Raw genomic sequence first — 24210 nt, 5'->3', positions numbered from 1 at the left:
CCACGAGGTGGAGCAGGGCGAGGGCGACCAGGACCCCGGGCAGCAGGTCGAAGCGGGCGTAGCTGATCGCGCCGAGCGCCGGCGTCGCCGCGAGCCAGGCCCAGACCGGCGCCGCCCGGCCGGCGCGACGGACCTGGGCGAGGAAGCCCGCGTCGACGGCGAGGAGGAGCGCCAGCACGACCACCGGGTAGGTCGAGGTGAGGCCGGCCAGGGACAGCAGGCCGTACGGCGCCGCGAGGACCAGGAAGGCCGGCACCGGATACTCGGCGAGGGTGCCGCCGGCTCCGTCGCGGCCGAGTTCGTCGAGGCTCATCTCGTAGTAGTTGAGGTCGGAGATCGAGACCGACTCCCCCGATGTCAGGAGCACGACCAGCGTCAGTCGGGACAGCAGCCACAGCGCCCAGACCGCGGTGCGGTCGGGCGTGATCACGACCGGCCGTCCCGGGCGAGCAGCGCTGCTCCGATCGCGCCCGCCTCGGGGCCCAGACGGGCGGGCACCAGCTCGGGGACCGGGCGGTAGGCCGTGCCCTGGAGGGAGCCCCGCATGGCCGTCCGGGCGGGCCCGAGGAGCAGGTCCCCGACCGCGGACACTCCGCCGCCGACGACGACCAGCTCGGGATCGAACGCGGACACGAGACCGGCCGCCCCGACACCGAGCCAGGTCCCGATCGAGGCGAAGGACTGCAGGGCGACCTCGTCGCCGGCGAGCGCCAGCGCCGTCACCTCCGGGCCGTCGAGGTGCCGGCCGAGCGCGACCCGGGTCACCCGCTCGAGGGCGCGCCCGCTGCAGTACTGCTCCCAGCAGCCACGCAGCCCGCACTCGCAGGCCAGGCCGTCCGGCACCACCTGCACGTGCCCGAACTCGCCCGCGAGTCCGTGCGCCCCGCGCACCACCCGGCCGTCGAGGACGACGGCGCCGCCGATCCCGGTGCCGATGGTGATGAGCAGCGCGGAGCGCACCCCCCGCGCGGCGCCGGCCAGGAGCTCGGCGTGGGCGGCGCAGTTGGCGTCGTTGTCCACGACGACCGGTCGCCCGGTGCGCTCGGCCAACCGCCGACGCAGGGGCGTGTCCCGCCACGGCAGATGGGCGCCGAACAGGAAGCGCTCCCCGTCGGCGTCGACCAGTCCGGCGGCCGAGACGCCGAGGGCGCGCGGCGGGCGCGCGCCGTACACGTCACGGGCGGCGAGGGCGACCGCCTCCTCGACTGCCTCGGCTCCGGCGGCCCGGCCGGGCATGGGACGCGTCGCGGTGGCCTCGACGTCGCCGGCCTCGTCGATGCGGACGGCGAGCACCTTCGTGCCGCCGACGTCGACGCCGACCCAGTGCTCGCTCATCGTCCGACGACTGTCTGCGGGTGATCCGCGGCGGTCAGGTGCGGGCGAGGTCGGCGGCGCCGATCACGCCGGCGCGGTTGCCGAGCTCGGCCAGCCGGATCTCGGCCGTGGGCCGGTAGCCGCGACCGGCGAGCCCGTGCTCGAACGCCGAGCGCAGCGGCGCGACCAGCAGGTCGCCCGCATCGCTGACGCCGCCGCCGATGACGATCACGGCGGGGTCGAGCACCGCGACGAGCGAGGCGATGCCGTGCCCCAGCCAGGAGCCGAGGTGCTCGAACTGCTCGATCGCGAACCGGTCGCCCTCCTGCGCCGCGGTGGTGATCATCGGGCCGGTGATCGCCGCGGGATCGCCGCCGGCGCGGTCGACCAGGTCCTGGGCGAGGAGCGAGTTGCCGGCCACGGCCTCACGGGCCGCGCGCACCAGGGCCGTTCCGCTGCCGTACTGCTCCAGGCAGCCGCGGTTGCCGCACCCGCACAGCCGGCCGTCGCGGACGACGTTGAGATGGCCGATCTCGGCGGCGACGCCGTACGCGCCGCGCAGCAGCTTGCCGTCGATGACCACGCCGCCACCCACGCCGGTGCCGACGGTCACCATCAGCTGGTCGTCGACATCGCGCCCGGCGCCGTAGCGGAACTCGCCCCAGGCCGCGGCGTTGGCGTCGTTCTCGACGACCACGGGCAGACCGGTCAACCGGGCCAGGTCGACGCCGAGCGGCTCGTTGCGCCACGCGATGTTGGGGGCGAACAGGACCGTCGACCGGTCGGAGGCGACATTGCCCGCGGCGCCGACCCCGACGGCGGTGACGTCGTGCTCGGCGGCGAACCCGGCGACCAGTGCGGCCGCCGCCTCCTCCATCGCCGTCGGATCGGTCGCCGGGGACTCGACGCGCGCCTCGGCGACGACGGTCCCGTCGGGCGCCACGACCGCCCCGGCGATCTTCGTGCCGCCGATGTCGATGCCGCAGGTCAGTGCACTGGTCACGGTGTGTCTCCGAGGTCGGGGGCGTCATCAGGGTCGGCGTCGAGGTCGATCCGCTCCACCCCGGGGCCTCGGGGCGAGCCGCCCTGGGGCGGGGTCTCCAGCAGCCCGGCCGCGGCCTGCAGCAGCGAGGACGCGGCGACCATCAGGTGGGTGCGGACCTCGGGCGAGGTCTGCCGCACGGCGTGGACCACACGGCACACAGGACAGTAGCGGCACTCCGCACTGTCCGTCGCGATGTGCTCGTCGATCTCGCGGGCCGCCGCGGCCGCCTGGCCGGCGAGGTCGCCGATCCCGCCGGCGGCATCCCCTCCGTGCTGGCGGGCGAGATCGGCGAGGGCGCCGAAGAGCTTCAGCGCCTCCTCGCCGACACTGCCGATGTCGCCCTCGCCACCGGGCGTCTGCTCGTCCATCACGCCTCCCTGCCTGCGGTGGACGTCGCCGCCGCCGGCGCCATCGTCGCCGCCGGCACCGTCGCCGGCTCGACGAAGCGGACCCGCAGCTCGCCGTCGACCACGCTGGCGCCCGCGACCCGCAGCCGCGCGAGCCCGGGCGGCAGCGTCAACAGACGGCGGTAGGAGCCGACGGTCATCACGAGCTCGTTGCCGTTGCGGGCGAGGTCGACCTCGGAGCGGGAGACGTGGGGCAGCGCGAGATGGGCGATCGCCGTCCCGTCGTCGCGGCGGGTGACCCGGAACGGCCCCTCGCCGGCGGGTACGGCGAGGGGGTCGCTCCCGTCGTACAACGCGGCCGCGAGGGCAGCGAGCGTGTCGACGCCGACCGGCTCGGCCGACTGGTACTGCGAGGTCCACATCGGCAGCCCGGCGAAGGACTGGGCGACCTCGCGCAGCACGCCGGCCTGAGCGGCGACCCAGCCGGCCCGCCACGGATCGTCCCCGCCGTCGGGGAAGACCCGGTTCGCCACGACGCCGTCGACGCGGTAGCCGAACAGGCACAGGCTGGTGTAGGCACGGCGGGCCTCGGCGAGCACGACCTGCTCCGGGGTGAGGACCAGGCGCACCGTCGATCCCGGTCCGGACAGCAGGGCGTGCACGTCGTCGAGCTCGCCGTGCAGACGCGTGATCGCGTCGAAGACCGCGTCACCGGGCATCGGCACGCCCGCAGCGCGGTTGAGCACCGGGCGCAGCGCCTTGACCAGACGCCGCTGGATGGGCAGCAGTCGTTCGAGATACCAGCCCAGCGCCTCCGGAAGGGCGAGCAGACGGAGCGTCTCGGCGGTCGGAGCGCAGTCGACGACGATGACGTCCCACTGGCCCGAGTGGGCGTGCTGGCGCAGCTCGAGCAGCGCCAGCACCTCCTCCGCGCCGGGGATCACGGTCATCTCCTCGGCCGCGACCGGGTCCATGCCGACCGCGTCGAGCACCGACAGGAGATAGCGCTGGATGTCGGCCCACGACTGCTCGAAGCGAAGCTGGGCGTCGACCTGCTGCAGGTAGAGGCCCGGCGCCACCTCGGTGGGCTCGGCGCCCGCGTGGGCCGCGCCGTACGCGTCGGCCAGGGAGTGCGCGGCGTCGGTCGAGATCACCAGGGTGCGCAGCCCCTGTGCGGCGGCGAGCGCCGCGGTGCCCGCGGCCACGGTGGACTTGCCGACACCGCCCTTGCCGGTGAAGAGAACGATCCGCACGGCGCCGCCCTCAGGCGCCGGACTCGACGCGCCTCTTCAGGCCCTTGAGCGCGGTGTCGATGAGGATCTTCTCGCCCTTGCGCTTGAGCATGCCGATCAGCGGGATGGAGACGTCGAGGGCGAGGCGGTAGGTGACCTCGGTCGCCCCGCCGGTCTCGCGCAGGATGTAGGCGCCCTCGAGGGACTTCAGCATCTTGCCCTCGACCAGGGTCCAGGTGACCTGCCGGTCGTCGTCCCAGACGTAGGCGAGGGTGTACTCGTCCTTGATCGGCGAGACGTCGAGCGCGAAGAAGACCTCACGGGCCCGGCCGGCCTGGGCGGCCTGAGCCGGGTCACCGGCGTCGTACGTCGAGCGCACCTCGGCCACGGTGACGCCCTTGGCCCACTGCGGGTAGGCCGCGAAGTCCGCGATGACGGCCATCACATCGGCGGCAGGAGCATCGACGACGATCGACGAGGACGTCTGTTCGGCCATGGCCGGAAGGCTACCGGACCGACTCGGCGGTAACCTCACCCCGTGCGCGAGTACTCCACCCCGCAGACCGTCGAGATCCCCACGACGGGCAACCTCACCGACGACGTGGTCCGCAACGCGGACGAGGCGCCGGACGCCGTCCAGTTCAGCCGGGCCACGTCCGGAGGCGGATGGGAGGACGTGTCCTGTGCAGCCTTCCTGGCCGAGGTCTCCGCCGTCGCCAAGGGCCTGATCGCTGCGGGCGTCGAGGCCGGCGACCGGGTCGCGGTCATCTCGCGCACGCGCTACGAGTGGACCCTGCTCGACTACGCGATCTGGTTCGCCGGCGCCGCCACGGTGCCGATCTACGAGTCGTCCTCGCAGGAGCAGATCGGCTGGATCCTGTCCGACTCCGGCGCCCGCGCCGTGGTCTGTGAGGACGCCGGACACCGCGAGCGGGTAGAGGCGGGCCGTGACGCCCTGCCGGAGCTCCAGCACGTGTGGACCCTCGAGGACGGCGCGATCGCGACCCTGAGCGAGCTCGGCGGCGCCGTCTCCGACGCCGACCTGGAGACCCGTCGTACGTCCGTCGGGCCGGCCGACCTCGCCACGTTGATCTACACCTCCGGCACCACGGGCCGGCCCAAGGGCTGCATGCTCACCCACGACAACTTCCAGACCGAGCTCGGCGTGGCCGTGTCCGAGCTGGAGCGGCTCTTCGACGCCGAGGGCGCCTCGACCCTGCTGTTCCTGCCGCTCGCGCACGTCTTCGCCCGGATCATCCAGGTCGGCTGCGTGAAGTCCCGGACCCGCTTGGGCCACAGCGCCGACATCAAGAACCTGCTCCCCCAGCTGGCCACCTTCCGGCCCACCTTCATCCTCGCGGTGCCTCGCGTGTTCGAGAAGGTCTTCAACACCGCCTCGCAGACGGCGACCGCCGACGGCAAGGGCCGGATCTTCGACCGGGCGGCCGAGACGGCGATCGCCTACTCCCGCGCGCTCGAGGGCGGCGGCCGGGTGCCGGTGCGGATCCGCGCCCAGCACGCGCTGTTCTCGCGACTCGTCTACGGCAGGCTCCGCGCGGCGCTCGGCGGGAGCTGCGAGTTCGCGGTGTCCGGCGGCGCCCCGTTGGGCGACCGGCTGGGCCACTTCTACCGCGGGATCGGCGTGACCGTGCTCGAGGGCTACGGCCTGACCGAGACCACGGCGGCGCTGACCGTGAACCTGCCCGACGCCCAGAAGGTCGGCACCGTCGGGCGGCCGATCCCCGGCACCGCCGTACGCATCGCCGACGACGGCGAGCTGCTCTTCCGCGGCGGCCAGGTCTTCACCGGCTACTGGAACAACCCCGAGGCCACGGCGGAGGCGCTCGACGCGGACGGCTGGTTCCACACCGGCGACGTCGGCGAGGTCGACGACGAGGGCTTCGTCCGGATCACCGGCCGCAAGAAGGAGATCCTGGTCACGGCCGGCGGCAAGAACGTCGCCCCCGCGGTCCTCGAGGACCGGGTCCGCGCGTCGGCGCTGGTCAGCCAGTGCCTCGTCGTCGGCGACGGCCAGCCGTTCATCGGCGCGCTCGTCACCATCGACGAGGAGGCCTTCCCCGCCTGGGCGGAGCAGCACGTCAAGCAGGGCAAGGTCGCCGACCTGGTCGACGACGAGGACCTGCGCGCCGAGATCCAGGCCGCGGTCGACGAGGCCAACAAGGCGGTGTCGAAGGCCGAGTCGATCAGGAAGTTCGCCATCCTGCCGACGGACTGGACCGAGGAGGCCGGCCAGGTGACCCCGAGCCTCAAGCTGAAGCGCAATGTCGTGCTGCGCGAGTGCCGCGACGACATCGCCGCGCTCTACTCCTGACTCCCCAGAGCCCTACGAGGGACCATCGTCCCGTTCGGGCCCATAGTCCCGACGGGCCATGCGGCAGGTTGCGATCGGCCAGGATTCGCCGCGTTGTCGCTCTTTCGCTCACGTCATCACCGCGCCCGACGCTAGCCTCGCAATGCGCTGCAACCCGGGAGGCAGCGGACATGCAGGTGGGAGCGGGAGGGCTCTGAAGTGGACCGTCGCAGGTTGTTGCTCGTCGTCGCCGCGGTGATCGCCGCACTCGGCGTCGGGCTCGTGTTCGTCTTCGCCCAAGGCGCCGAGTCGCGCGCCGCGGAGAAGTACGAGACGACGAACGTCGTCACCGTCGCCGCGGGCAAGACCGTGCTGCCGGGCGAGAGCATCAAGTCCGCGCTCGACACCGGCAAGCTCGCGCAGACCGCCGTCCCGAAGGGCCAGATCCTCGAGAACGCCCTGCGCCAGGACGACCTCGGCGACCTCGACGGCAAGGTCGCGCTGACCACCCTGTACGCCGGGGAGCAGCTGCTCTCCACGAAGTTCGGTGGCGTCGGCGACCCCGTGGACGTCGCGTCGCTGCCCCTGCCCAAGGGCATGATCGCCAAGCCGGAGTCGTTCGACCTGCCGGTCGGCTCGTTCATCGAGCCGGGCTCGCAGCTGGCCGTGTTCCTGACGGTCAACCCCACCACCCCGACCTGCCTGCTCATCGACCGGGTCACCGTGATCTCGAAGGGCGCCCAGACCGCCACCGTCACCGAAGAGGGCGGCGACGCCGGCGAGGCCGTCGCCGAGGCGCCGGCGCTGCACCTCGCCGTGTCCCAGGAGCAGTTCCAGTGGCTCCAGGACGGCCGGGAGCGCGGCGAGCTCTCCGTGGCCCTGCTCAACGGCGAGAGCCAGGTCGAGCTGGACAAGAGCGGTCCATGCGCCTCGATCCGCGGCGGCGAGTGACGCCATGCCCGTTCTCGTGGAGCAGGATCCCTCGCTCGTCGACAGCCTCGTGCGCGCCATGCCCATCGGCTCCCACGCGGTGTCCGCCACCGAGCGTGCCCTGGCCTGGCTCGACCAGCACCCCGACGAGTACGTCGTGGCCCTCGGCCCGTCGGTCGACCTCGGCTCGGCGCTCGCCACGGCCGAGGAGCTGCGCATCAAGCGCCCCACCGTCAGCGTCATCCTCGTTCGGGAGGACTTCGACACCGACGTCCTGACCAAGGCGATGCACGCCGGCATCCGCGACGTGGTCGTCGCCGGCAGCGACGAGAAGTCGCTCACCCACGCCGTCGAGCGTGCACACCAGCTCTACCAGGCCCTCCGGGGCCCTGGCGGCGCCCGCCAGCTCGGCCGGGTGGTGACCGTGTTCTCCCCCAAGGGCGGCGTCGGCAAGACGACGTCCTCGGTCAACCTCGCGCTCGCCCTGACCGACCGCGGCGCCCGCAAGGTGTGCCTGGTCGACCTCGACCTGGCCTTCGGCGACGTGGCCATCACGATGCAGCTTTTCCCGACCCACTCGATCGAGCAGGCCGTTGGATCCGAGGACTCCGTCGACCTCGCGATGCTCGAGGGCCTGCTGACCCGGCACGAGGACTCGCTGACGATCCTCGCGGCGCCGGCCCACCCCGACGTACGCGAGCGGGTGACGCCGCTGCTGATCTCCCGGATCCTGCGCGCTCTGCGCGACGGGTTCGACTACGTCGTCGTCGACACCTCGCCGTCGTTCGACGACGCCACCCTGACCGCGCTGGACGAGACGGACGAGTGCGTGATCGTCGCGACCCTCGACGTCCCCACGCTGAAGAACGTCAAGGTCGCCCTGGAGACCATGGACATGCTGTCCATCGCCCGCGGTCACCGGCACCTGCTGCTCAACCGCGCGGACGAGCAGGTCGGCATCAGCGTGGAGAAGGTCGAGAGCATCCTCGGGATGCCGGTCAGCGCACAGGTCGCGACCGCGGTCGACATCGCCGCGGCCACCAACGCGGGCACGCCGATCGTGGTGCACAAGCCGGGCCACCCCGCGAGTCTCGCCTTCACACACCTGGCGGCGTCGGTCACGGGCCAGCCCGTGGGGGTGCCGTCATCCGCGACGCACGAGTCCGAGCCGCCACGCTCGCGCGGCCTGTTCCGCCGCAGCCGGAGCTGACCGCCCGTGTCCAGCCTCTCCGAGCGCCTGGCCGCGGCGCGCCTCGACACCGCGGCCCAGGGTCGCCACGCCGCCGGCCCCGCCGGCGCCGTCACGGGCGAGCCGGTCGCCGACGCGAGCAGGACGCCGGCACCGGGTCGCCTCGACTCCGACAGCGCACCGGGCGACTCGAAGACGCCCGGGCCGCTCGCGTCCCGTGCCGCCGTCGCTGCCGCGACCGAGGGCAAGCCAGGACGGCGGATGGCGGAGTCCGACCGTCTCGAGGACCTCAAGGCGAGCGTGCACTCCGAGCTGATCAAGCAGCTCGGACCGCACCTGTACGACGCCGAGATGGACCAGGACCACCTCGACCAGACCGTCCGGTCGGTCCTGTCCGACGTCCTCGGCGCCCAGGACCGCCCGCTCAGCGCCGCCGACCGTGTCCGGGTGACCCAGGAGATCACCGACGACATCCTCGGCTACGGCCCGATCGACCCCTACCTTCGCGATCCCGAGGTCTCCGAGGTCATGGTCAACGGCCACGACGACGTCTGGCTGGAGAAGGACGGCCGGCTGGTCAAGGCCGAGGCGCACTTCGCCGACGAGCCCCACCTGCGCCGGACCATCGACAAGATCGTGTCGCGGATCGGCCGCCGCGTCGACGAGTCCTCCCCCATGGTCGACGCGCGCCTGCCCGACGGCAGCCGCGTCAACGCCATCGTCCCGCCGCTGGCGATCGACGGGTCGGCGCTGACGATCCGGAAGTTCTCGACCGACCCGCTGACGGTCCAGGACCTGATCAACTTCGGGTCGCTCACCCCGCAGACGGCCGACTTCCTGGACTCGTGCGTGCGCGGGCGCCTCAACGTCATCGTGTCGGGCGGCACCGGCGCCGGGAAGACGACCACGCTCAACGTGCTGTCCTCGTTCATCCCGACCGACGAGCGGATCGTCACCATCGAGGACGCCGCCGAGCTCCAGCTCAAGCAGGACCACGTCGTCCGGCTCGAGTCGCGCCCGGCCAACATCGAGGGCAAGGGCGCGGTGACGATCCGCGACCTCGTCCGCAACAGCCTGCGCATGCGGCCGGACCGGATCGTCGTCGGCGAGGTCCGCGACGCCTCGGCGCTCGACATGCTCCAGGCCATGAACACCGGCCACGACGGCTCGATCTGCACCCTGCACTCGAACGGCCCGCGCGACACCCTCGCCCGCATGGAGACGATGGTGCTGATGGCCGGGATGGACCTGCCCATCCGCGCGATCCGCGAGCAGGTGGCCTCCGCCGTGGACCTGATCGTCCACCAGACCCGGTTCAAGGACGGCTCGCGCCGGATCACGCACATCACCGAGGTCGAGCGGATGGAGGGCGACGTCATCACCCTCCAGGACATCTTCGTCTTCGACAACTCCGCCGGGTTCGACGAGAACGGCCGGATCCTCGGACGGCTGCGCTCCACGGGCCTGCGGCCCAAGTTCATCGAGAAGCTGGCCTACGCCAACGTCGCGGTCGACCCCACGATCTTCCGGACGGAACGCCTCTGATGGGCGCGCGCAGGGTGATCGGGCGAGCGGCGGCGACCCTGGTGGCCGCCGTCCTCGCCCTGCTGGTCTCGACGCCGGCGTACGCCGAGGACGGCGCCATCGCGCACGTCGAGTCGACCGGTGACGGCATCCGGATCCTCGTGGACGTCCCGTCGGGAGCGCGCGTCGACCTGTCCGGGGTGAGCGCGACCCTCGACGGCGACGACCTCGACGCGACGGCCACCCCGACGAGCTCGGGATCGGCCGTCAAGCGCACCACCGTGCTGGTAATCGACACGAGCAGGTCGATGCGCAAGCAGGGCCGCTTCGAGGCCGCGCAGCAGGCCGCGACGACCTATCTCGACACCGTCCCCGACGACGTCGAGGTCGGCGTCGTGACCTTCGACAGCGCGGTCGACGTGGCCCTCGAGCCCACGACCGACCGGGCCGCGGCCCGAGCCGTGATCGGCGACCTGTCGCTCCAGCGCAACACGCTGCTGTACGACGGTCTCATCGCCGCGACCGATGTCGCCGGCGACAGCGGCCAACGGTCGCTGCTGCTGCTCTCCGACGGCGCCGACGCCGGGAGCACCGCGTCCCTCGAGGACGCCACGGCCGCGATCAAGGACACCGGCACCCGGGTCCACATCGTCGGCCTCGACCTCGGCGAGGACCAGCTCGCTCAGCTGCGCACGATCGCCGGAGCCGGCGAGGGCGACGTCATCACCTCCAGCGGCGCCGCGCTGGCCGCCGCCTTCGCCGAGCAGGCCGAGGCACTCGCCGACCAGGTCCTCGTCACCGCTCCCCTGCCCTCCGGCTTCTCCGCCGACGTCGCGACCGTCCAGGTCACGCTGCCGACGGGGGCCGGCGCCCCCGTCGTCGCCCGTTCGCTGGCCAAGGTCGAGGCCGCGAGCACGCCCGGGGCGGCCGTCGCGCTGCCGACCATCGCCGACGAGGGCGGCGGCTTCACCGCACCCGGCTGGATGCTGTGGGCGGGCGTTGCGGTGTTCGCCGTCGGCCTGCTCGGCGTGGCCGTGCTCCTGGTCCCCGCCAAGCCCGCGCCGATGAGCATCGCGGACCGCGTGACGGCGTACAGCACCCGCGTCAGCGGCGTCGAGGAGCTGGCCAGGAGGTCCCACTCCGCGAAGCCACCGTCCGAGCCCGTCCTGGACCAGGCCCGTGCCGCGGCCGCCGAGCTCCTCGAGCGCAACAGCGCCCTCAACGACCGGATGACCCGTCGGCTCGCGGCGGCCGGCAGCGAGTTCAAGCCCTCGGAGTGGCTGCTCCTCCACATCGGCGCGGTGCTGGCCGGCGGCGTGATCGGGCTGCTCCTCGGCCAGGGCAGCATCCTGCTGGGCCTGCTGTTCATGGTCATCGGCTTCCTCGCCCCGCCGACCTACCTGCGCTTCATGGCTGGACGCCGTCGGCGCGCCTTCGACACGGCCCTGCCCGAGGTGCTGCAGCTGCTCTCGGGCGCGCTCAGCGCCGGCCTCTCGCTGGCGCAGGCGGTCGACACGGTGGTGCGTGAGGGACCCGAGCCGATCGCCTCGGAGTTCAAGCGCGTGCTCGTCGAGGCCCGGATCGGCGTGTCGATCGAGGACGCCTTCGAAGGGGTCGCGCACCGCTTCGAGAGCAGGGACTTCGGGTGGGCGGTGATGGCCATCCGGATCCAGCGTCAGGTCGGTGGCAACCTGGCCGAGCTCCTCACCACGGTCGCGGCCACGATGCGCGAGCGTCAGTTCCTGCGTCGCCACGTCCGTGCCCTGTCCGCCGAGGGCCGGCTCTCGGCCGTCATCCTGTGCGGCCTGCCGGTGGTGTTCCTGTTGTTCCTGTTCCTCACCAACCGCACCTTCCTGGATCCCCTCCTTCACGACCCGCGGGGGTGGATCATGTCCGGCTTCGGCATCCTCTGGATGGTCATCGGTTCGTTCTGGATGTCCCGCATGGTGAAGGTGGATGCCTGATGCTGCTGCTCGTCGCCTTCACGCTCATCCTGGCTGCCATCGCGGCGGTCGGCGTCGCTCTCGCCAAGGAGCAGCCGCAGGGCCTGGCCCGCGCCCTCGAGGCTCTCGAGCGCTCGGGAGCCCAAGGGCGTGCCCTCGCGGAGGAGGTCGACCGGCCGTTCACCGAGCGGGTGCTGGCGCCCCTCCAGGCCCGCGCCCTCGGCCTGGGCCGACGGTTGACCGGGGCCGACAAGGCCGATCGGATCCGGCGCCGGCTGGACTTCGCCGGCAACCCGCGCGGCTGGACCGTCGACCGGGTCCTGTCGATGAAGGTGATCAGTGCGGTCGCTCTGCCCGTGCTCGTCGTCGCGTACGGCGCCATCCTCGGCGGCTCCGTCACGGTGCTGCTCGTCATCGCCCTCGCCGCCGCCGCGCTGGGCTTCGTCGCCCCGGACCTCTACCTCCACAACAAGGCGTCCCACCGGGCCGACCAGATCAAGCGCGGGCTCGCGGACGCCGTCGACCTCCTCACCATCAGCGTGGAGGCCGGCCTCGGCTTCGACGCCGCCCTCCAGCAGGTCGCCCGCAACACCAGCGGCCCGATCGCCGAGGAGTTCTCCCGCGTGCTGCGGGAGATGCAGCTCGGCATGAGCCGCGCCGAGGCGCTCAAGGCGATGGGTGGGCGCAGCAACGTCGAGGACCTCAACACCTTCGTCGGCTCGATGGTGCAGGCGGACGCCTTCGGCATCCCGATCGGCCAGGTCCTGCGCGTCCAGTCGAGCGAGATCCGGGTCAAGCGCCGCCAGTACGCCGAGGAGAAGGCGCAGCAGGTGCCGGTCAAGATCATGATCCCGCTGATCCTTTTCATCCTGCCCTGTCTCTTCATCGTCGTGATGGGACCGGCCGTTCTCAGCGCTCTCGACGCCTTCAACGGCCAGTGAGCCGGCAGACTCGGCACTAGTGTGGAATCCATGCCGAGCAGCCAGACCTATGCGGTGGTCGGCGCGGCGCGCCTGTTCGCGCTGCTCGCCATCGGCGGGCCGATCGCGTGGCTCCACCAGGAGGAGGGCCTGCTCGCCCTGGCCGCCGTCTGCGCGGTGTGGGTCTACCAGGCCGTGACCGCGACCCGGCGTGAGCTGGAGCTGTCGCTGAGCCCGTTGACCGAGGCCGCGGCGATCGGAGTGATCTGCGCCCTGTCGATGACCAAGGCGCCGGTGATCCTGGCGGCGCTCGTCGTGCCTCCGCTGTACGCCACGGCGGTCGCCGGCGTCCGGACCATGGTGCGCACCGTCATGGTCGAGACCATCGCCGTGGTCGCGCTCGCGCTGATGTGGTGGGAGACGATCGAGACCGAGCAAGCGATCGCCATCTTCACCTGGGCGATGGCGGGTCTCGGCCTGAGCCTGATCGCCGCCGTCACCTTCTCCTCGGACCGGGCCCCCGACCCGCTCGCGCCGTACCGCGACGCCCAGGAGCACCTCAAGCAGCTGATCGAGCTCGCCGGCAGCCTCAGCTCGGGCCTGGACGTCGGGGCGCTCGGCGGTGAGATGCTCAGCCAGGTCAGCGACGGCATCCCCAACCGGGCCCTCGTGCTCTACGTCCCTCGCGGGGACGCGCTCGCCCCCGTGGCCTCGACGGTGGAGCTCGACGCCGCCGAGGCGGTGGCGACCGAGACCCTGGCCGGCGACGTGCGCCTCCAGGAGCCCGGGCAGGGCCACCCGGTCGAGATCGGGGAGGGATTCGCCTTCCGGGTCAGCGACCAGGCCATCGTCGCCGGCCTGCGGCCGGCCGGCTCCGACACCGGCCGGCCGCTCCCCCTGGCCGCCATGGCGCGCGACCTCGCCGACACCGCGGTCAAGCTCGACGCGGCACTGCTCTTCGCGCAGTTCCGCGACGCCGCCACGGCCGACGAGCGCAACCGGCTGGCCCGCGAGATGCACGACGGGGTCGCCCAGGACATCGCCTCGCTCGGCTACATCATCGACGCCCTCGCTGCCCGCCCGGCGGACGAGCAGCAGGCCAGGGCGCTGGCGATGCTGCGCGAGCGGGTATCGAAGGTGGTCGCGGAGGTACGGCAGTCGGTGATGAACCTCCGCACCAGCATCGGCGAGAACGAGAGCCTCGGCGCCGCGATCAGCAACGTCGCGCGCCACCTCTCCGAGTCCTCGGGCATCCCGATCCGGGTGCGGCTCGACGAGCAGCCGACCCGGCTGCGCCCCGAGGTCGAGGCCGAGCTGTTCCGGATCGCGCAGGAGGCGATGAACAACGCGGTCAAGCATGCTCGTGCGAGGTCGATCGACGTCCGGTGCCAGGTCTACGCGCCGGAGGCGATCATCACCGTCACCGACGACGGTGTCGGCCTGCAGTCGGCACGCTCCGACTCGCACGGCCTGAAGATCATGCGCGAACGTGCCAGACTGATCGGCGCGGAGCTCGTGGTCCGCGACAACGCCAGTCGCGGCCTCACCGTTTCGGTGGCCCTGAAGACCCCCCGGAGCCCGATCGTCGCCGACGGCTCCTCGAACCTCACGGAGCAGCGATGACCCACCCCCCGAAGAGCGATTCGACCACGGTGCTGCTGATCGACGACCACGAGCTCATCCGCGAGGGGCTCGGAGCGGTCATCGACCTCGAGCCCGACCTGCGCCTGGTCGCGACGGCGGGCTCGGTGAGCGAGGGCATCCAGCGCTTCCGCGAGGTGCGCCCGGACGTGGTGATCACCGACCTGCAGATGCAGGACGGGACCGGACTCGACGTCGTCCGCACCCTGCGCAAGGAGAGCGACCAGGTCGGCCTGATCGTGCTGACCATGCACTCGGGCGACGAGCAGATCTTCGCCGCGATGCAGGCCGGCGCCTCCGGCTTCGTGGGCAAGGACGCTCCGTCGACGGAGGTGATCAAGGCGGCCCGACACGCGGCGGTCTCCCCCAAGGCGTTCGTCTGCGCCGGCCTGGTGGGCGCGATGATGCGCCGCCAGTCGGCCGAGTCGACCGCCCTGACCGAGCGGGAGCACGACGTCCTGCTGCTCCTCGCCGAGGGCCTCAACGCCGCCGCGATCGGGGCGAAGCTCTATCTCTCGGAGTCCACGACCAAGTCGCACATCGCCCGGATCTACCAGAAGCTCGGGGCCGCCAACCGCGCCCAGGCGCTGGTCACGGCGATGCGGATCGGCCTGCTCTCCACCGTCCAGCCCGCGGCGCGCTGAGCGGCCGCAGGCCGTCCGCCGCCGGTAGTCCGAAGTGACTAGCAGCGAGCGCACGAACTCCCGATCCTTCTCCGGAGCGCTTCCGGCAGAGTTCTGGCTATCGGGGAACGCACTCCCCGGGGACACGAAGAACCAGTGCACAGGGAGCACCCCATGATCCAGTACCTCAGCATCCTGCTCAACGCCCGCCTCGCCAAGATGGACGAGCGCGGCGCCACCGCCGTCGAGTACGGGCTGCTCGTCGCCCTCATCGCCGCCGTTATCATCTCCGCGGTGGTCCTGCTCGGCACCAAGCTCGACGGCGCCTTCGACAAGGTCAACACCAGCCTCGGGAGCTGATCTCGATCGAGAGTCGTACGGGCGGTCGCGTCATCATCTGTGGCGCGACCGCTACGCTTTTTCGGCCAACTCATCCGTGGGAGACGCTCATGTCCGCATCGCCGCTGCATCGTCACAGAGGCGCATCCGCGGTGGAGTATGCGCTCCTGACCGCCTTGATCGCGGCGGTCATCGTCTCCGCCGTGCTCCTCCTCGGAGGTCGGGTCGGCGGCCTGTTCGATAACACGAACGCCAGCGTCAACTCCGCGATCACCCCGTAGGACGCGACTCGAACCGGTTCGCGAGCCCGATCCGCTGCAACACCGTCGGATGCGAGCCGAACCACCACTGCGACCACGCCGGAGGTGTGGGGTCGGCATGGGAGCGCAGGGCCAGACGGCGCTGGAGGTCCACGAACGCCTGGGGGGCGTTGGTCGCCTCCAGCGCCGTCTGGTCCGCCCGGGTCTCGATGGCCCGGCTGATGGCGTTCTGGGCCGGCGCCGACAGGAAGGTCGCGATCGCGACCAGGGCCAGGACCCGAGGCACCGCCGTCACCTCGTCCTCCCGGGTACGTCGGGAGCCGGGCAGCAGGAAGCCGAGCAGCCCCACGCCGAGAACCGCCCCGGCCGCGCCGAGCAGCGTCCCGGTCAGCACGTCGTCGTACTTCGCGTGCGCCAGCTCGTGAGCGACGACCGCGAGCGTCTCGTTGCGCGGCGAGTCGTCGACGAGGTTGTCGTAGAGGACGACCCGGCGGCTGTTGCCGAAGCCCGACACGTACGCGTTGAGCGTCGTCGTGCGCCGCGAGGCGTCGGCGATAAGCACGTCGTCCACGGGCACGCCCTCGGCGTCCGCGAGGGCCAGCACCTCCGCGCGCAGCGCGCCGTCGGGCAGGGACTCGAACCTGTTGAAGACCGGCTCGACCACCACCGGGTAGGCGAACGAGCCGAGGACGACGAGCCCGGCGGCCGCGAGCCCCCCGACGGCCGGCCAGAGCCGCGGCAGACGACGCATGCAGCCCACGAGCGCGCACATCGCGATGGACGTGCCGATCACGGTGACCAGGCAGCCCTTGACCTGGTCGAGGGCCCAGTCGGACCAGGTGCCGGCGACCAGCCCCTCCTCGAGGCCCAGCTGGCGCAGGGCGATGCCGAAGGGCAGGGTGACCAGCTCGCCGACGAGGGTCAGGGCCAGCACGACCAGCACGACCCGGATCCACCACCAACCGCGTAGCCGGGCGGAGAGCCTGCGTCCCCGGGCTCCGAAGCCCAGCCAGGCGGCGACCCCCAGCGAGACCGCGAGTCGCGACCAGCTCCAGATCCGGCCCCACAGGGCGTAGTGCTCGCCGGTCTCGATCTGGGCGCGGGTGAAGACCGCGGACGCCGTGACCGGGTCGGGAAGGCCGCCGGGGACGGGATGCCACGGCACCCGGGCCGCCGCGACAAGCACGAACGCGGCCGCCCCCACGAGGACAGTGCCTAGCGCGACCCTGCGCACCGCCGATCGGTCGTCCGCCACGCGGGTCAGCCTGCCACGGCGGGCAACCCGGCGAGGCGGTCCTGCCACGCCGCGGTGAGGTCCTGCTCGCTCCACCCGGCGTGCTGCCGCAGCGCTCCGGCGAGATCCCCGCCGTCCCGCACCTGCTCGTAGACGTCGACGAGCGCCCCCTCTCCCGCGTGCTCGGCGAGGGTGACACAGACCAGCCAGGCCGCCTCGTAGACCGCGCCGAGGTGGCTGGCGGTCGGGTCGAACTCGCCGTCGCCCGGGAGCCGCTCGGGGACCCCCTGCTGGCGCACCTGCGCGGCGATCTGCCCTGCCGTCCGGGTCAGGGGCAGGCCGACGTCGCGCAGCGCGACGTAGTCGGCGAAGCCCTCGACGAGCCACAGGGGTGCCTGCCGGGCCCCGACGGCCTCGGTGAGGGCGTGCACCGCCTCGTGGGTCATCACGACCTGGGCGGCGACCGGGTCGAGGTCGTCGTACACGGTGCGGTTGAGGAAGACGTGCACGGGGCTGCCGGGCGCCTGCGAGCCGTCGACCGGGGCCGTGATCGCCGCGATCGCGGAGTACTGTCCGGGCTCGGTGTCGAGCGCGCGCTGCAGGCCCTCGGCGTCGGCAGGGACCTCGACGACCAGCCCGCCAGGACCGGGTACGACGGCCCGGACCTCCGCGACGGCGCGAAGCGCGGCGGCGAGGTAGCCCCGGGCCGCGGCGCCGTGGCCGGCGACCGCGACGACCACCTGGCCCTGGCGCTCGACGGTGAGCGGAGCGGAGAGCCACAGCGGCAACCGTGCCCCGGTGCCGCCGATCGCGGAGATCGACGTGCCGTGGTCGGCGAAGGAGACGGGGAGCTCGGCGCGCGCCGAGGCGCGGTCGAGCCCCGGGATGCGCCAGGTGATCGCCACCTGCCCGTCCCAGGCGTCCCCGCCGCTGGTGCGCCCGGTCTCGGTGACGTAGCGCAGCGTGACGTCGGAGAGTTCGAGCGCCGCCGCATTGACGGCGACCGCGCTCAGCAGGTCGTGGGCGCGCGGGTCGGCGCCGAGAGCGGCGGCCGCCGCTCCGTCGCCGGCGCGGATCGCGGCCTGGAGGTCACGCAGGGTGTCGGCGGCCGCAGCCGGGTCGGCGACATCGCTGGTCGTCCCCGGAGGCGGCGCGACGTACTCGTCCTGGGAGCAGCCGCCCGCCACGAGGGCGAGGGCCACCAGGACCGCAGGAAGGGCCCGACGCCCTGCCCTGGACGTCACCCAGGCCGGACCGCTCCGGCGTAGGGCATCTCGTCGAGGTCGGAGACCTTGACGCCGGCGCCCGGGTTGGCCGCGTGCACGATCAGGCCGTTGCCGAGGTAGATGCCGACGTGGCTGATGGGGCTGTAGTAGAAGACGAGGTCGCCGGGCTGCAGGTCGCTCTTGGCGACGTGCGCGCCGCTGCCGTACTGGGCGCGCGAGGAGTGCGGCAGGCTCACGCCGGCCTGCGCGTAGGCCATCATCGTCAGGCCGGAGCAGTCGAACGCGTTGGGCCCCATGGCGCCCCAGACGTAGGCGTCGCCGACCTGGGCGAGGGCGTACTTGATGGCCTCCGCCGCCCGACCCGAGGCCGGGATGGCGCTGGCGTCGATCGGACGGCCCGCGTCGCGCGAGAGGAGGGCGGCGCGCTGCTCGGCCTCGAGCTGCGAGAGGAGCTCCTTGGCCTCGGCGAGCTTGGCGTCGGCCGTCTTCTTCTCCTCGGCGAGCTTCGCCTGGAGCTCCTCGATGTCGGCGCGGCGCTCCTCGGTCTGGTCCTTGCGGATGTCGTAGGCCTCGACCTCGTCGCCGTACTCGGCGAGGAGGGAGTCCTGGAGACCCGCCACGGTGGACATCGTGGCGAGCTCGTCGAGGAAGCCCTGGGAGTCGGAGGACAGCAGCTCGCCGGTGGGACCGAGGCTGCCGGACTGGTACTGCTGGATGAGCGAGTCACGCACGTCGGAGCGGACACCGGCGAGGGCGTCGCCCTGACGGGACTGGTCGGCCTCGAGGGAGGTGAGGTCGTCGTCGAGCTCGGCGAGCTCGAGCTCGGCGTCGTTGTAGCGCTCCGCGGCCTGCTCGGACTCGTGGAAGAGCCGGTCGACACGCGCCTTCACGGTCTCGAGGTCGGGCTCCGCCTGCGCGGGCGTGGGCGTGCCGCTGATCGACAGCGTGATCGCTCCGGTGACGGCGAGCGCCGCGAGCGCGGCGGTGGTTCGTGTCCGGCCGTTCAGCACGAGCTGGCGGTCCCCTCTGGTGTGTCGTACGCCTACCGGGTGAGCTGACGGGTTCGGGCACGACTCGCCCTACCCGCACTCCTCGCGACCGGCGCGGTCCGGTCGGACCCCGCCCTTCGCGCCTCGTGCGGGACTCACCCCAGAGTGGTTGGTTCCCCGGCTCCGGACCCCGAGCGGTCCGAACTCAGCGCGGCGCCCGCGCGGGTCGGTCGACCCACTTCCTCGGACACCTGAGGGAGCAGACTAGTCGCGGCCGGCGGCCCGGACCAAAACCGCCCCGGGGCGTGTGGGGACGAGCCGCCCGACGCCGGCGTGGCCTTCGTCACATCGCTCCCGCCGGTCACGGCGGCCCCATCCCCACCGGGGACTCACGCCGACTCGACCCGTGGACCGTCGACCGGCTGGACCAGGCGCAGGGGCGGGACCAGCCCCCCGTCGGCCAGCACCTCGAGGGCCGCCATCTCGTCGTCGCCGATCACCAGCTCGGGCGGGGGTCCGAGCAGCACGGTCACCACGCAGTCGTGGCAGGCCAGCCCTCGCACCACACAGGTGTCGCAGTCGATCCTCGTCATGTCCGCGAGGCTGACAGGGGGCTCCGACACAACCCCGCCGGCGACACATCGGCCCGACGTCCCGGGAAGCGTCGGAGGTGGCGCCTACCGTCGCTCCCATGACCGCAGCACCCGTCACACCCCGGTGGGACGCGCAGCGCGGGTTCGACGAGCTCGGCCGCCCGCTGCACGACGTCACCTTCTGCGTCGTGGACCTGGAGACCACGGGCGGCTCGGTCGCCGACGGCGACATGATCACCGAGATCGGCGCGGTGAAGGTGCGGGGCGGCGAGGTCCTGGGCGAGTTCCAGACCCTGGTCAACCCCCACACCTCGATCCCCGCGTTCATCGCGGTGCTCACCGGGATCACCAACGGGATGGTCGCCGACGCTCCCCCGATCGGCGCGGCCCTGCCGGCGTTCCTGGAGTTCGCCGCCGGGTCGGTCCTGGTGGCCCACAACGCGCGCTTCGACGTGGGCTTCCTGCGCCACTTCGCGCGCGAGCAGGACATCGTCTGGCCCGACTTCGAGGTGCTCGACACCGTCAAGCTCGCGCGCCACGTCGTGACCCGCGACGAGGCCCCCAACCACAAGCTCTCCTCGCTCGCGCGGGTGTTCCGCGCCGGCACGACGCCCAACCACCGCGCGCTCGCCGACGCGCGGGCGACCGTCGACGTGCTGCACGGCCTGATGGAGCGCCTGGGCGGGCTGGGCGTCCACACGCTCGAGGAGCTCCAGGGCTACTCCAGCAAGGTCGCCGGCGCCGCCCGGCGCAAGCGCCACCTCGCCGAGCACCTCCCCCATGCCCCCGGCGTCTACCTCTTCCGCGACGACAGCTCCCGCGTCCTCTACGTCGGCACCTCCCGCGACCTGCGCCGCAGGGTCCGCAGCTACTTCACCGCCTCGGAGCGGCGCACCCGGATCGGCGAGATGGTCCAGATCGCCTCGTCGGTGAGCGCCGTCGAGTGCGCGACCCCGCTCGAGGCGTCCGTGCGCGAGCTGCGCCTGATCGCCGAGCACAAGCCTCCCTACAACCGGCGCTCCCGCCATCCCGAGAAGGTCACCTGGCTCAAGCTGACCCGGGAGCCGTGGCCACGGCTCTCCCTGGTCAAGCGCGTGCTCGACGACGACGCCGACTACCTCGGCCCGTTCTCCTCGCGAGCGGCCGCGGAGAGCTCGCTCGCCGCGCTGCACGAGGTGTTCCCGATCCGGCAGTGCAACGACCGCTTCGGCCGGCAGCCGCGGCGCAGCGCCTGCGTCCTGGCGGAGATGGACCGCTGCCTCGCCCCGTGCGACGGCAGCGTCGACCCGCAGACCTACGCCGCCGTCGTCCGCCAGCTGCGCGACACCCTGCTCACCCGCCCCGACGACGTGGTCGACCTCGTCCACGCCCGGATGTCGGCGCTGGCCGCCGAGGAGCGGTTCGAGGAGGCCGCCCACCACCGCGACCGACTCGCCGACTTCGTGCGCGCGGCGGCCCGCAACCAACGGCTGACGGCACTCACCGGGTGTCCCGAGGTGGTCGCCGCGCGTCGCGAGGAGGACGGCCGGTGGGCCGTCCACGTCGTGCGCCACGGCCGCCTCGCGGCCGCCGGAGTCATCCCCGCGGGGACCGACGCGGTCGCCTACGTCGACGGCCTGCGTGCCTCGGCCGAGACCGTGCTGCCGGCGATCGGGCCGACGCCGGCGGCCAGCGCCGAGGAGTCCGAGCGGATCCTGCGCTGGCTCGAGTCCCCGGGCGTCCGCCTGGTCGAGGTGGTCGGCGAGTGGGCGTGCCCGGTGCGCGGTGCCGGCCGCCACGCCACGGCGTACGTCCCGACCGCCCCAGCCTCTACCCTGGGCCCATGATCACCGCCATCGTCTTCGTCCAGGCCGAGACCGCGCGGATCCCGGAGGTCGCCGAGGCGATCGCGGCGCTCGAGGGCGTGAGCGAGGTCTACTCCGTCACCGGCCAGATCGATCTCATCGCGCTGGTCCGGGTCAGCTCCCACGACGACATCGCCGCCGTGGTGGCCGACCGGCTCAACAAGGTCGAGGGCGTCGTGGACACCGAGACCCACATCGCCTATCGCGCCTACTCCCGTCACGACCTCGAAGCGGCCTTCTCCCTCGGGCTGGACTAGCAGTCGTCCCGGTGGCCGCGACCGAGCCGCCCGAGGCATCTCCGCCCGCGGCCCGCTTCCCCCTGCTGGCGCGCGCCTGGCCCGTCGCGACCGGCGTGCTCCTCGCCGCTCTCCTCGTCGCCTGGGAGCGCCGTCCCTTCCGTGCGTTCGACACCTACTTCCACCTGCGCTTCGGCGAACACTTCCGCCACGACTGGTCCATCGGCCACCCCGGGCAGCCGAGCACGGGGTCGTCCCACGACTGGGTGCCGACCCAGTGGCTCGCCCAGGTCCTCCTGTCCTGGACCTTCGACGTGGCCGGGCGGACCGGTCTGGTCCTCGTGTTCGCGGCTCTCGTCACGGCCCTCGCTGCCGCTCTCTACCTGCTCCTGCGCCGCCGCGCCGGCCCGGGGACCGCGGTGTTGCTCACCGCCGTGGTGCTGGTCGGCCTCCTGCCGAGCCTCTCCCTGCGCCCGCAGGTCCTCAGCTACCTCCTCTTCGTCGCCGTCCTCGCCGCCTGGGACCGCGCGCGGCGGACCGGCTCGGCGCCGTGGCTGCTCGTGCCCCTCGCCTGGCTGTGGGCCACCTGCCACGGGATGTGGATCCTCGGCGTCGGCACGAGCGCTCTCCTGGCCGTCCTCGTGATCGTCGAGCGCCGTCCGGAGCGACGACGCGCCGCCCTGCTGCTGACGGTCCCCGTCGGGATGCTGGCGGCGACCCTGGTCACGCCCGTGGGGCCGCGGCTGTTCTCCGCCGTCGTGCTGGTCAACTCCCGTGCCGAGTACTTCGCGGAGTGGGGCGTTCCCGAGCTGCTCACCGTCGGCTCGGCGCCGGTCGCGCTGCTGCTGGCCCTCGCGGTCCTCGTGATGGTGCGCGCAGCGGCCGCGGCGCCGTACGACGCCGGCCTGCTGGCCCTGGGCGGGGTGTTCGCCGTCTACTCGGGGCGCACGGTGCCGCTCGCGGCGATCGCCCTGGCGCTGGTCGTGGCCACCTACCGCGGACACCGGCGAGCGCCGGCACCGCTGCGGCGCCCGGAGCTCGCGGCGGTCCTGGCGCTCGGTGTGGTCGTCCTCGCCCTCGCCCCGTTCCAGACGGTCGTCCAGGACCCCGCCGACGAGGTCCGGCCGTTCCGCGGGGCGCTGGACGCGCTGCCCGACTCGAGCCTGGTGGTCACCGACTGGCGCACCGGAGGCGTCCTGCTCTGGACCCATCCGGAGCTCGACGTCCCGCTGCACGGCTACGGCGACGTCTACACCGACGCCGAGCTCGAGGACTACGCCGACCTGGCCGCGCTGCGGCCCGGCTGGGACACCACCTTGGCCCGGCTGGACCCTGATGCGGCGCTCATGGCGTCCGACGACAGGCTGACCTACGCGCTCGAGCGCGACGGGTGGACGGTCGAGCAGCGCAGCCGGGACCTGGTGCTGCTCGCTCCGCCCGTCAGCTGACGCCGGCGGCCGCGACCCAGCGGTCGAGCGTCGCCTGGGCGGCGCCGGAGTCGATGGCCTCGCCGGCGCGGGCGATCCCCGCCGCCAGGGCCTCGTCGTACGCCTCCCCGGGGGCGTCGTACACCGCGAGTGCCGCGCCGGCGTTGAGGACGACGGCGTCGCGCACGGGCCCGGTCCGGCCGCCGAGCAGGTCCCGGACGACGCCGGCATTGTGCTCGGCGTCGCCGCCGCGCAGGTCGTCGGCCGTGGCACGCGGGATCCCGAAGGCCGCCGGGTCGACGGTGAGCTCCCTGACCTCCCCGTCATGGACGGTCCACAGGTGCGAGGTGGTGGTCGTGGTGAGCTCGTCGAGTCCGTCGTCGCCGCGGAAGACCCAGGCGTCGACCCCGCGGCGGGCGAACACGCCGGCCATCACGGGCGCGAGCCGGACGTCCGCGCACCCGATCGCCTGGGCGGCCGGACGGGTGGGGTTGGCGAGGGGCCCGAGAGCGTTGAACGCCGTCCCGATGCCGAGCTCCTTGCGCGGGATCGCGGCATGTCTCATCGCCGGGTGGAACGCGGCCGCGAAGCAGAAGGTGATGCCCGCCTCGTCGACGATCTCGGCCACCCGTGCGACGGGCAGGTCGAGCCGGACGCCGAGGGCCTCGAGGACGTCGGCGGTGCCGGCCTGGGAGGACGCGGAGCGGTTGCCGTGCTTGACCACGCGGGCGCCGGCGCCGGCCGCGACGATCGCCGACATGGTCGAGATGTTGACCGAGAACGAGCGGTCCCCGCCGGTGCCGACCACGTCGAGAAGCCGGCCGGGGACCGAGATCGGCGTCATCACGGCGTACATCGCCTCGACCAGCCCGGTGAGCTCGTCGATGGACTCCCCCTTCGCGCGCAGCGCGACCACGAAGCCCGCGATCTGCGCCGGGGTCGCCTCGCCCGCGAGGATCTCGCCCATCGCCCACGCGGACTGGGCAGGGGTCAGGTCCTCCCCCGCCACGAGGGCGCCGAGGACGTCGGGCCAGGTCGCCACG

Annotated in this window: 24 protein-coding genes and 1 riboswitch; of the genes, 13 read left to right on the top strand and 11 right to left on the bottom strand. The window is 72.9% G+C overall.

Annotation, left to right across the window (positions count from 1 at the left end; translation table 11 throughout):
• The 6 genes from FHP29_RS21525 to FHP29_RS04600 form a co-directional block, all read right to left on the bottom strand.
• Positions 1-430 (bottom strand): hypothetical protein (locus FHP29_RS21525; protein ID WP_205013877.1); only part of this gene is annotated, 430 nt, incomplete at its 3' end.
• On the bottom strand, positions 427-1335 hold the full coding sequence (locus FHP29_RS04620; protein WP_139621680.1) for an ROK family protein: 909 nt from the start codon (positions 1333-1335) through the stop codon (positions 427-429). The genes FHP29_RS21525 and FHP29_RS04620, both read right to left, overlap by 4 nt.
• A 34-nt stretch (positions 1336-1369) precedes the next feature.
• A complete protein-coding gene (locus tag FHP29_RS04615) occupies positions 1370-2317 on the bottom strand; it encodes an ROK family glucokinase (protein ID WP_139621679.1) in 948 nt (315 codons plus the stop codon).
• A complete protein-coding gene (locus tag FHP29_RS04610; protein WP_139621678.1) occupies positions 2314-2727 on the bottom strand; it encodes a hypothetical protein in 414 nt (137 codons plus the stop codon). The genes FHP29_RS04615 and FHP29_RS04610 overlap by 4 nt, the downstream gene beginning before the upstream one ends.
• The gene (locus FHP29_RS04605) at positions 2727-3959 is read right to left on the bottom strand and encodes an ArsA family ATPase (RefSeq protein WP_139621677.1); all 1233 of its coding nucleotides are present in this window, start codon (positions 3957-3959) and stop codon (positions 2727-2729) included. Before FHP29_RS04605 ends, FHP29_RS04610 begins: the two co-directional genes overlap by 1 nt.
• Before the next feature lie 10 nt (positions 3960-3969).
• Positions 3970-4434 carry an SRPBCC family protein gene (locus FHP29_RS04600; RefSeq protein WP_139621676.1) on the bottom strand — a complete coding sequence of 155 codons (465 nt, stop codon included), beginning with the start codon at positions 4432-4434 and terminating at the stop codon, positions 3970-3972.
• A gap of 42 nt (positions 4435-4476) precedes the next feature.
• Here FHP29_RS04600 and FHP29_RS04595 point away from each other — a divergent pair, with 42 nt between their 5' ends.
• From FHP29_RS04595 to FHP29_RS23080, 10 genes are all read left to right on the top strand, one after another.
• Complete coding sequence (locus FHP29_RS04595; protein WP_139621675.1) at positions 4477-6270, top strand: AMP-dependent synthetase/ligase; 1794 nt, start codon at positions 4477-4479, stop codon at positions 6268-6270.
• 213 nt (positions 6271-6483) lie between these two features.
• Entirely contained in the window at positions 6484-7200 is a 717-nt protein-coding gene (locus FHP29_RS04590; protein ID WP_139621674.1) for a CpaB family protein, read from the top strand.
• A gap of 4 nt (positions 7201-7204) precedes the next feature.
• Positions 7205-8389, top strand: a complete 1185-nt coding sequence (locus tag FHP29_RS04585; protein WP_139621673.1) for a CpaE/TadZ family protein — start codon at positions 7205-7207, stop codon at positions 8387-8389.
• Positions 8390-8395: 6 nt separating this feature from the next.
• On the top strand, positions 8396-9913 hold the full coding sequence (locus FHP29_RS04580; protein ID WP_205013874.1) for a TadA family conjugal transfer-associated ATPase: 1518 nt from the start codon (positions 8396-8398) through the stop codon (positions 9911-9913).
• The gene (locus FHP29_RS04575; protein WP_139621672.1) at positions 9913-11856 is read left to right on the top strand and encodes a type II secretion system F family protein; all 1944 of its coding nucleotides are present in this window, start codon (positions 9913-9915) and stop codon (positions 11854-11856) included. The genes FHP29_RS04580 and FHP29_RS04575 overlap by 1 nt, the downstream gene beginning before the upstream one ends.
• Positions 11856-12776, top strand: coding sequence for a type II secretion system F family protein (locus FHP29_RS04570; RefSeq protein ID WP_139621671.1), 921 nt, complete (start codon positions 11856-11858; stop codon positions 12774-12776). Before FHP29_RS04575 ends, FHP29_RS04570 begins: the two co-directional genes overlap by 1 nt.
• A gap of 30 nt (positions 12777-12806) precedes the next feature.
• Positions 12807-14378 (top strand): sensor histidine kinase, encoded by a 1572-nt coding sequence (locus FHP29_RS04565; RefSeq protein ID WP_139621670.1) that lies wholly within the window; start codon positions 12807-12809, stop codon positions 14376-14378.
• Positions 14375-15040: a response regulator transcription factor gene (locus FHP29_RS04560; protein ID WP_139621669.1), complete on the top strand. Its 666-nt coding sequence runs from the start codon at positions 14375-14377 to the stop codon at positions 15038-15040. The genes FHP29_RS04565 and FHP29_RS04560 overlap by 4 nt, the downstream gene beginning before the upstream one ends.
• Positions 15041-15193: 153 nt before the next feature.
• On the top strand, positions 15194-15379 hold the full coding sequence (locus FHP29_RS04555; RefSeq protein ID WP_139621668.1) for a Flp family type IVb pilin: 186 nt from the start codon (positions 15194-15196) through the stop codon (positions 15377-15379).
• A gap of 131 nt (positions 15380-15510) precedes the next feature.
• A complete protein-coding gene (locus FHP29_RS23080) occupies positions 15511-15639 on the top strand; it encodes a hypothetical protein (RefSeq protein ID WP_420813385.1) in 129 nt (42 codons plus the stop codon).
• On the opposite strand, the gene FHP29_RS04545 is transcribed toward FHP29_RS23080, so the two are convergent.
• The 4 genes from FHP29_RS04545 to FHP29_RS04530 form a co-directional block, all read right to left on the bottom strand.
• Positions 15629-16873 (bottom strand): M48 family metallopeptidase, encoded by a 1245-nt coding sequence (locus tag FHP29_RS04545; protein ID WP_139621666.1) that lies wholly within the window; start codon positions 16871-16873, stop codon positions 15629-15631. The genes FHP29_RS23080 and FHP29_RS04545 overlap by 11 nt on opposite strands.
• Before the next feature lie 5 nt (positions 16874-16878).
• Positions 16879-18054, bottom strand: coding sequence for a hypothetical protein (locus tag FHP29_RS04540; protein WP_139621665.1), 1176 nt, complete (start codon positions 18052-18054; stop codon positions 16879-16881).
• A 38-nt stretch (positions 18055-18092) separates the two neighbouring features.
• Positions 18093-19088 (bottom strand): C40 family peptidase, encoded by a 996-nt coding sequence (locus tag FHP29_RS04535; RefSeq protein ID WP_240044307.1) that lies wholly within the window; start codon positions 19086-19088, stop codon positions 18093-18095.
• A gap of 27 nt (positions 19089-19115) precedes the next feature.
• A riboswitch (cyclic di-AMP (ydaO/yuaA leader) is annotated at positions 19116-19278 on the bottom strand.
• 178 nt (positions 19279-19456) lie between these two features.
• Positions 19457-19660: a hypothetical protein gene (locus FHP29_RS04530; RefSeq protein ID WP_139621664.1), complete on the bottom strand. Its 204-nt coding sequence runs from the start codon at positions 19658-19660 to the stop codon at positions 19457-19459.
• 98 nt (positions 19661-19758) lie between these two features.
• Between FHP29_RS04530 and FHP29_RS04525 the strand changes: the two genes are divergently transcribed.
• The 3 genes from FHP29_RS04525 to FHP29_RS04515 are packed head-to-tail and all read left to right on the top strand — an operon-like array spanning position 19759 to position 23188.
• Entirely contained in the window at positions 19759-21486 is a 1728-nt protein-coding gene (locus FHP29_RS04525; RefSeq protein ID WP_139621663.1) for a DEDD exonuclease domain-containing protein, read from the top strand.
• Positions 21483-21761, top strand: a complete 279-nt coding sequence (locus FHP29_RS04520; RefSeq protein WP_139621662.1) for an Lrp/AsnC family transcriptional regulator — start codon at positions 21483-21485, stop codon at positions 21759-21761. The genes FHP29_RS04525 and FHP29_RS04520 overlap by 4 nt, the downstream gene beginning before the upstream one ends.
• A gap of 11 nt (positions 21762-21772) precedes the next feature.
• On the top strand, positions 21773-23188 hold the full coding sequence (locus FHP29_RS04515) for a hypothetical protein (RefSeq protein WP_139621661.1): 1416 nt from the start codon (positions 21773-21775) through the stop codon (positions 23186-23188).
• On the opposite strand, the gene trpD is transcribed toward FHP29_RS04515, so the two are convergent.
• Positions 23181-24209 carry an anthranilate phosphoribosyltransferase gene (gene trpD / locus FHP29_RS04510; protein ID WP_139621660.1) on the bottom strand — a complete coding sequence of 343 codons (1029 nt, stop codon included), beginning with the start codon at positions 24207-24209 and terminating at the stop codon, positions 23181-23183. The two genes, FHP29_RS04515 and trpD, sit on opposite strands and share 8 nt — an antisense overlap.
• Position 24210: the final 1 nt, after the last annotated feature.

Source organism: Nocardioides albidus, from assembly GCF_006335005.1.
GTDB classification, from domain to species: Bacteria; Actinomycetota; Actinomycetes; order Propionibacteriales; family Nocardioidaceae; genus Nocardioides; species Nocardioides albidus.
The sequence above is the reverse complement of the archived record's forward strand: the minus strand, read 5'-3'. Positions and strand labels throughout refer to the sequence as shown.

Bases quoted from the DNA above. Each gene is read 5' to 3' on its own strand.
- FHP29_RS04620 (WP_139621680.1), bottom strand. From the start codon at position 1,335: ATGAGCGAGCACTGGGTCGGCGTCGACGTCGGCGGCACGAAGGTGCTC.
- FHP29_RS04610 (WP_139621678.1), bottom strand. From the start codon at position 2,727: ATGGACGAGCAGACGCCCGGTGGCGAGGGCGACATCGGCAGTGTCGGC.
- FHP29_RS04600 (WP_139621676.1), bottom strand. From the start codon at position 4,434: ATGGCCGAACAGACGTCCTCGTCGATCGTCGTCGATGCTCCTGCCGCC.
- FHP29_RS04585 (WP_139621673.1), top strand. From the start codon at position 7,205: ATGCCCGTTCTCGTGGAGCAGGATCCCTCGCTCGTCGACAGCCTCGTG.
- FHP29_RS04575 (WP_139621672.1), top strand. From the start codon at position 9,913: ATGGGCGCGCGCAGGGTGATCGGGCGAGCGGCGGCGACCCTGGTGGCC.
- FHP29_RS04570 (WP_139621671.1), top strand. From the start codon at position 11,856: ATGCTGCTGCTCGTCGCCTTCACGCTCATCCTGGCTGCCATCGCGGCG.
- FHP29_RS04565 (WP_139621670.1), top strand. From the start codon at position 12,807: ATGCCGAGCAGCCAGACCTATGCGGTGGTCGGCGCGGCGCGCCTGTTC.
- FHP29_RS04560 (WP_139621669.1), top strand. From the start codon at position 14,375: ATGACCCACCCCCCGAAGAGCGATTCGACCACGGTGCTGCTGATCGAC.
- FHP29_RS04555 (WP_139621668.1), top strand. From the start codon at position 15,194: ATGATCCAGTACCTCAGCATCCTGCTCAACGCCCGCCTCGCCAAGATG.
- FHP29_RS04530 (WP_139621664.1), bottom strand. From the start codon at position 19,660: ATGACGAGGATCGACTGCGACACCTGTGTGGTGCGAGGGCTGGCCTGC.
- FHP29_RS04525 (WP_139621663.1), top strand. From the start codon at position 19,759: ATGACCGCAGCACCCGTCACACCCCGGTGGGACGCGCAGCGCGGGTTC.
- FHP29_RS04520 (WP_139621662.1), top strand. From the start codon at position 21,483: ATGATCACCGCCATCGTCTTCGTCCAGGCCGAGACCGCGCGGATCCCG.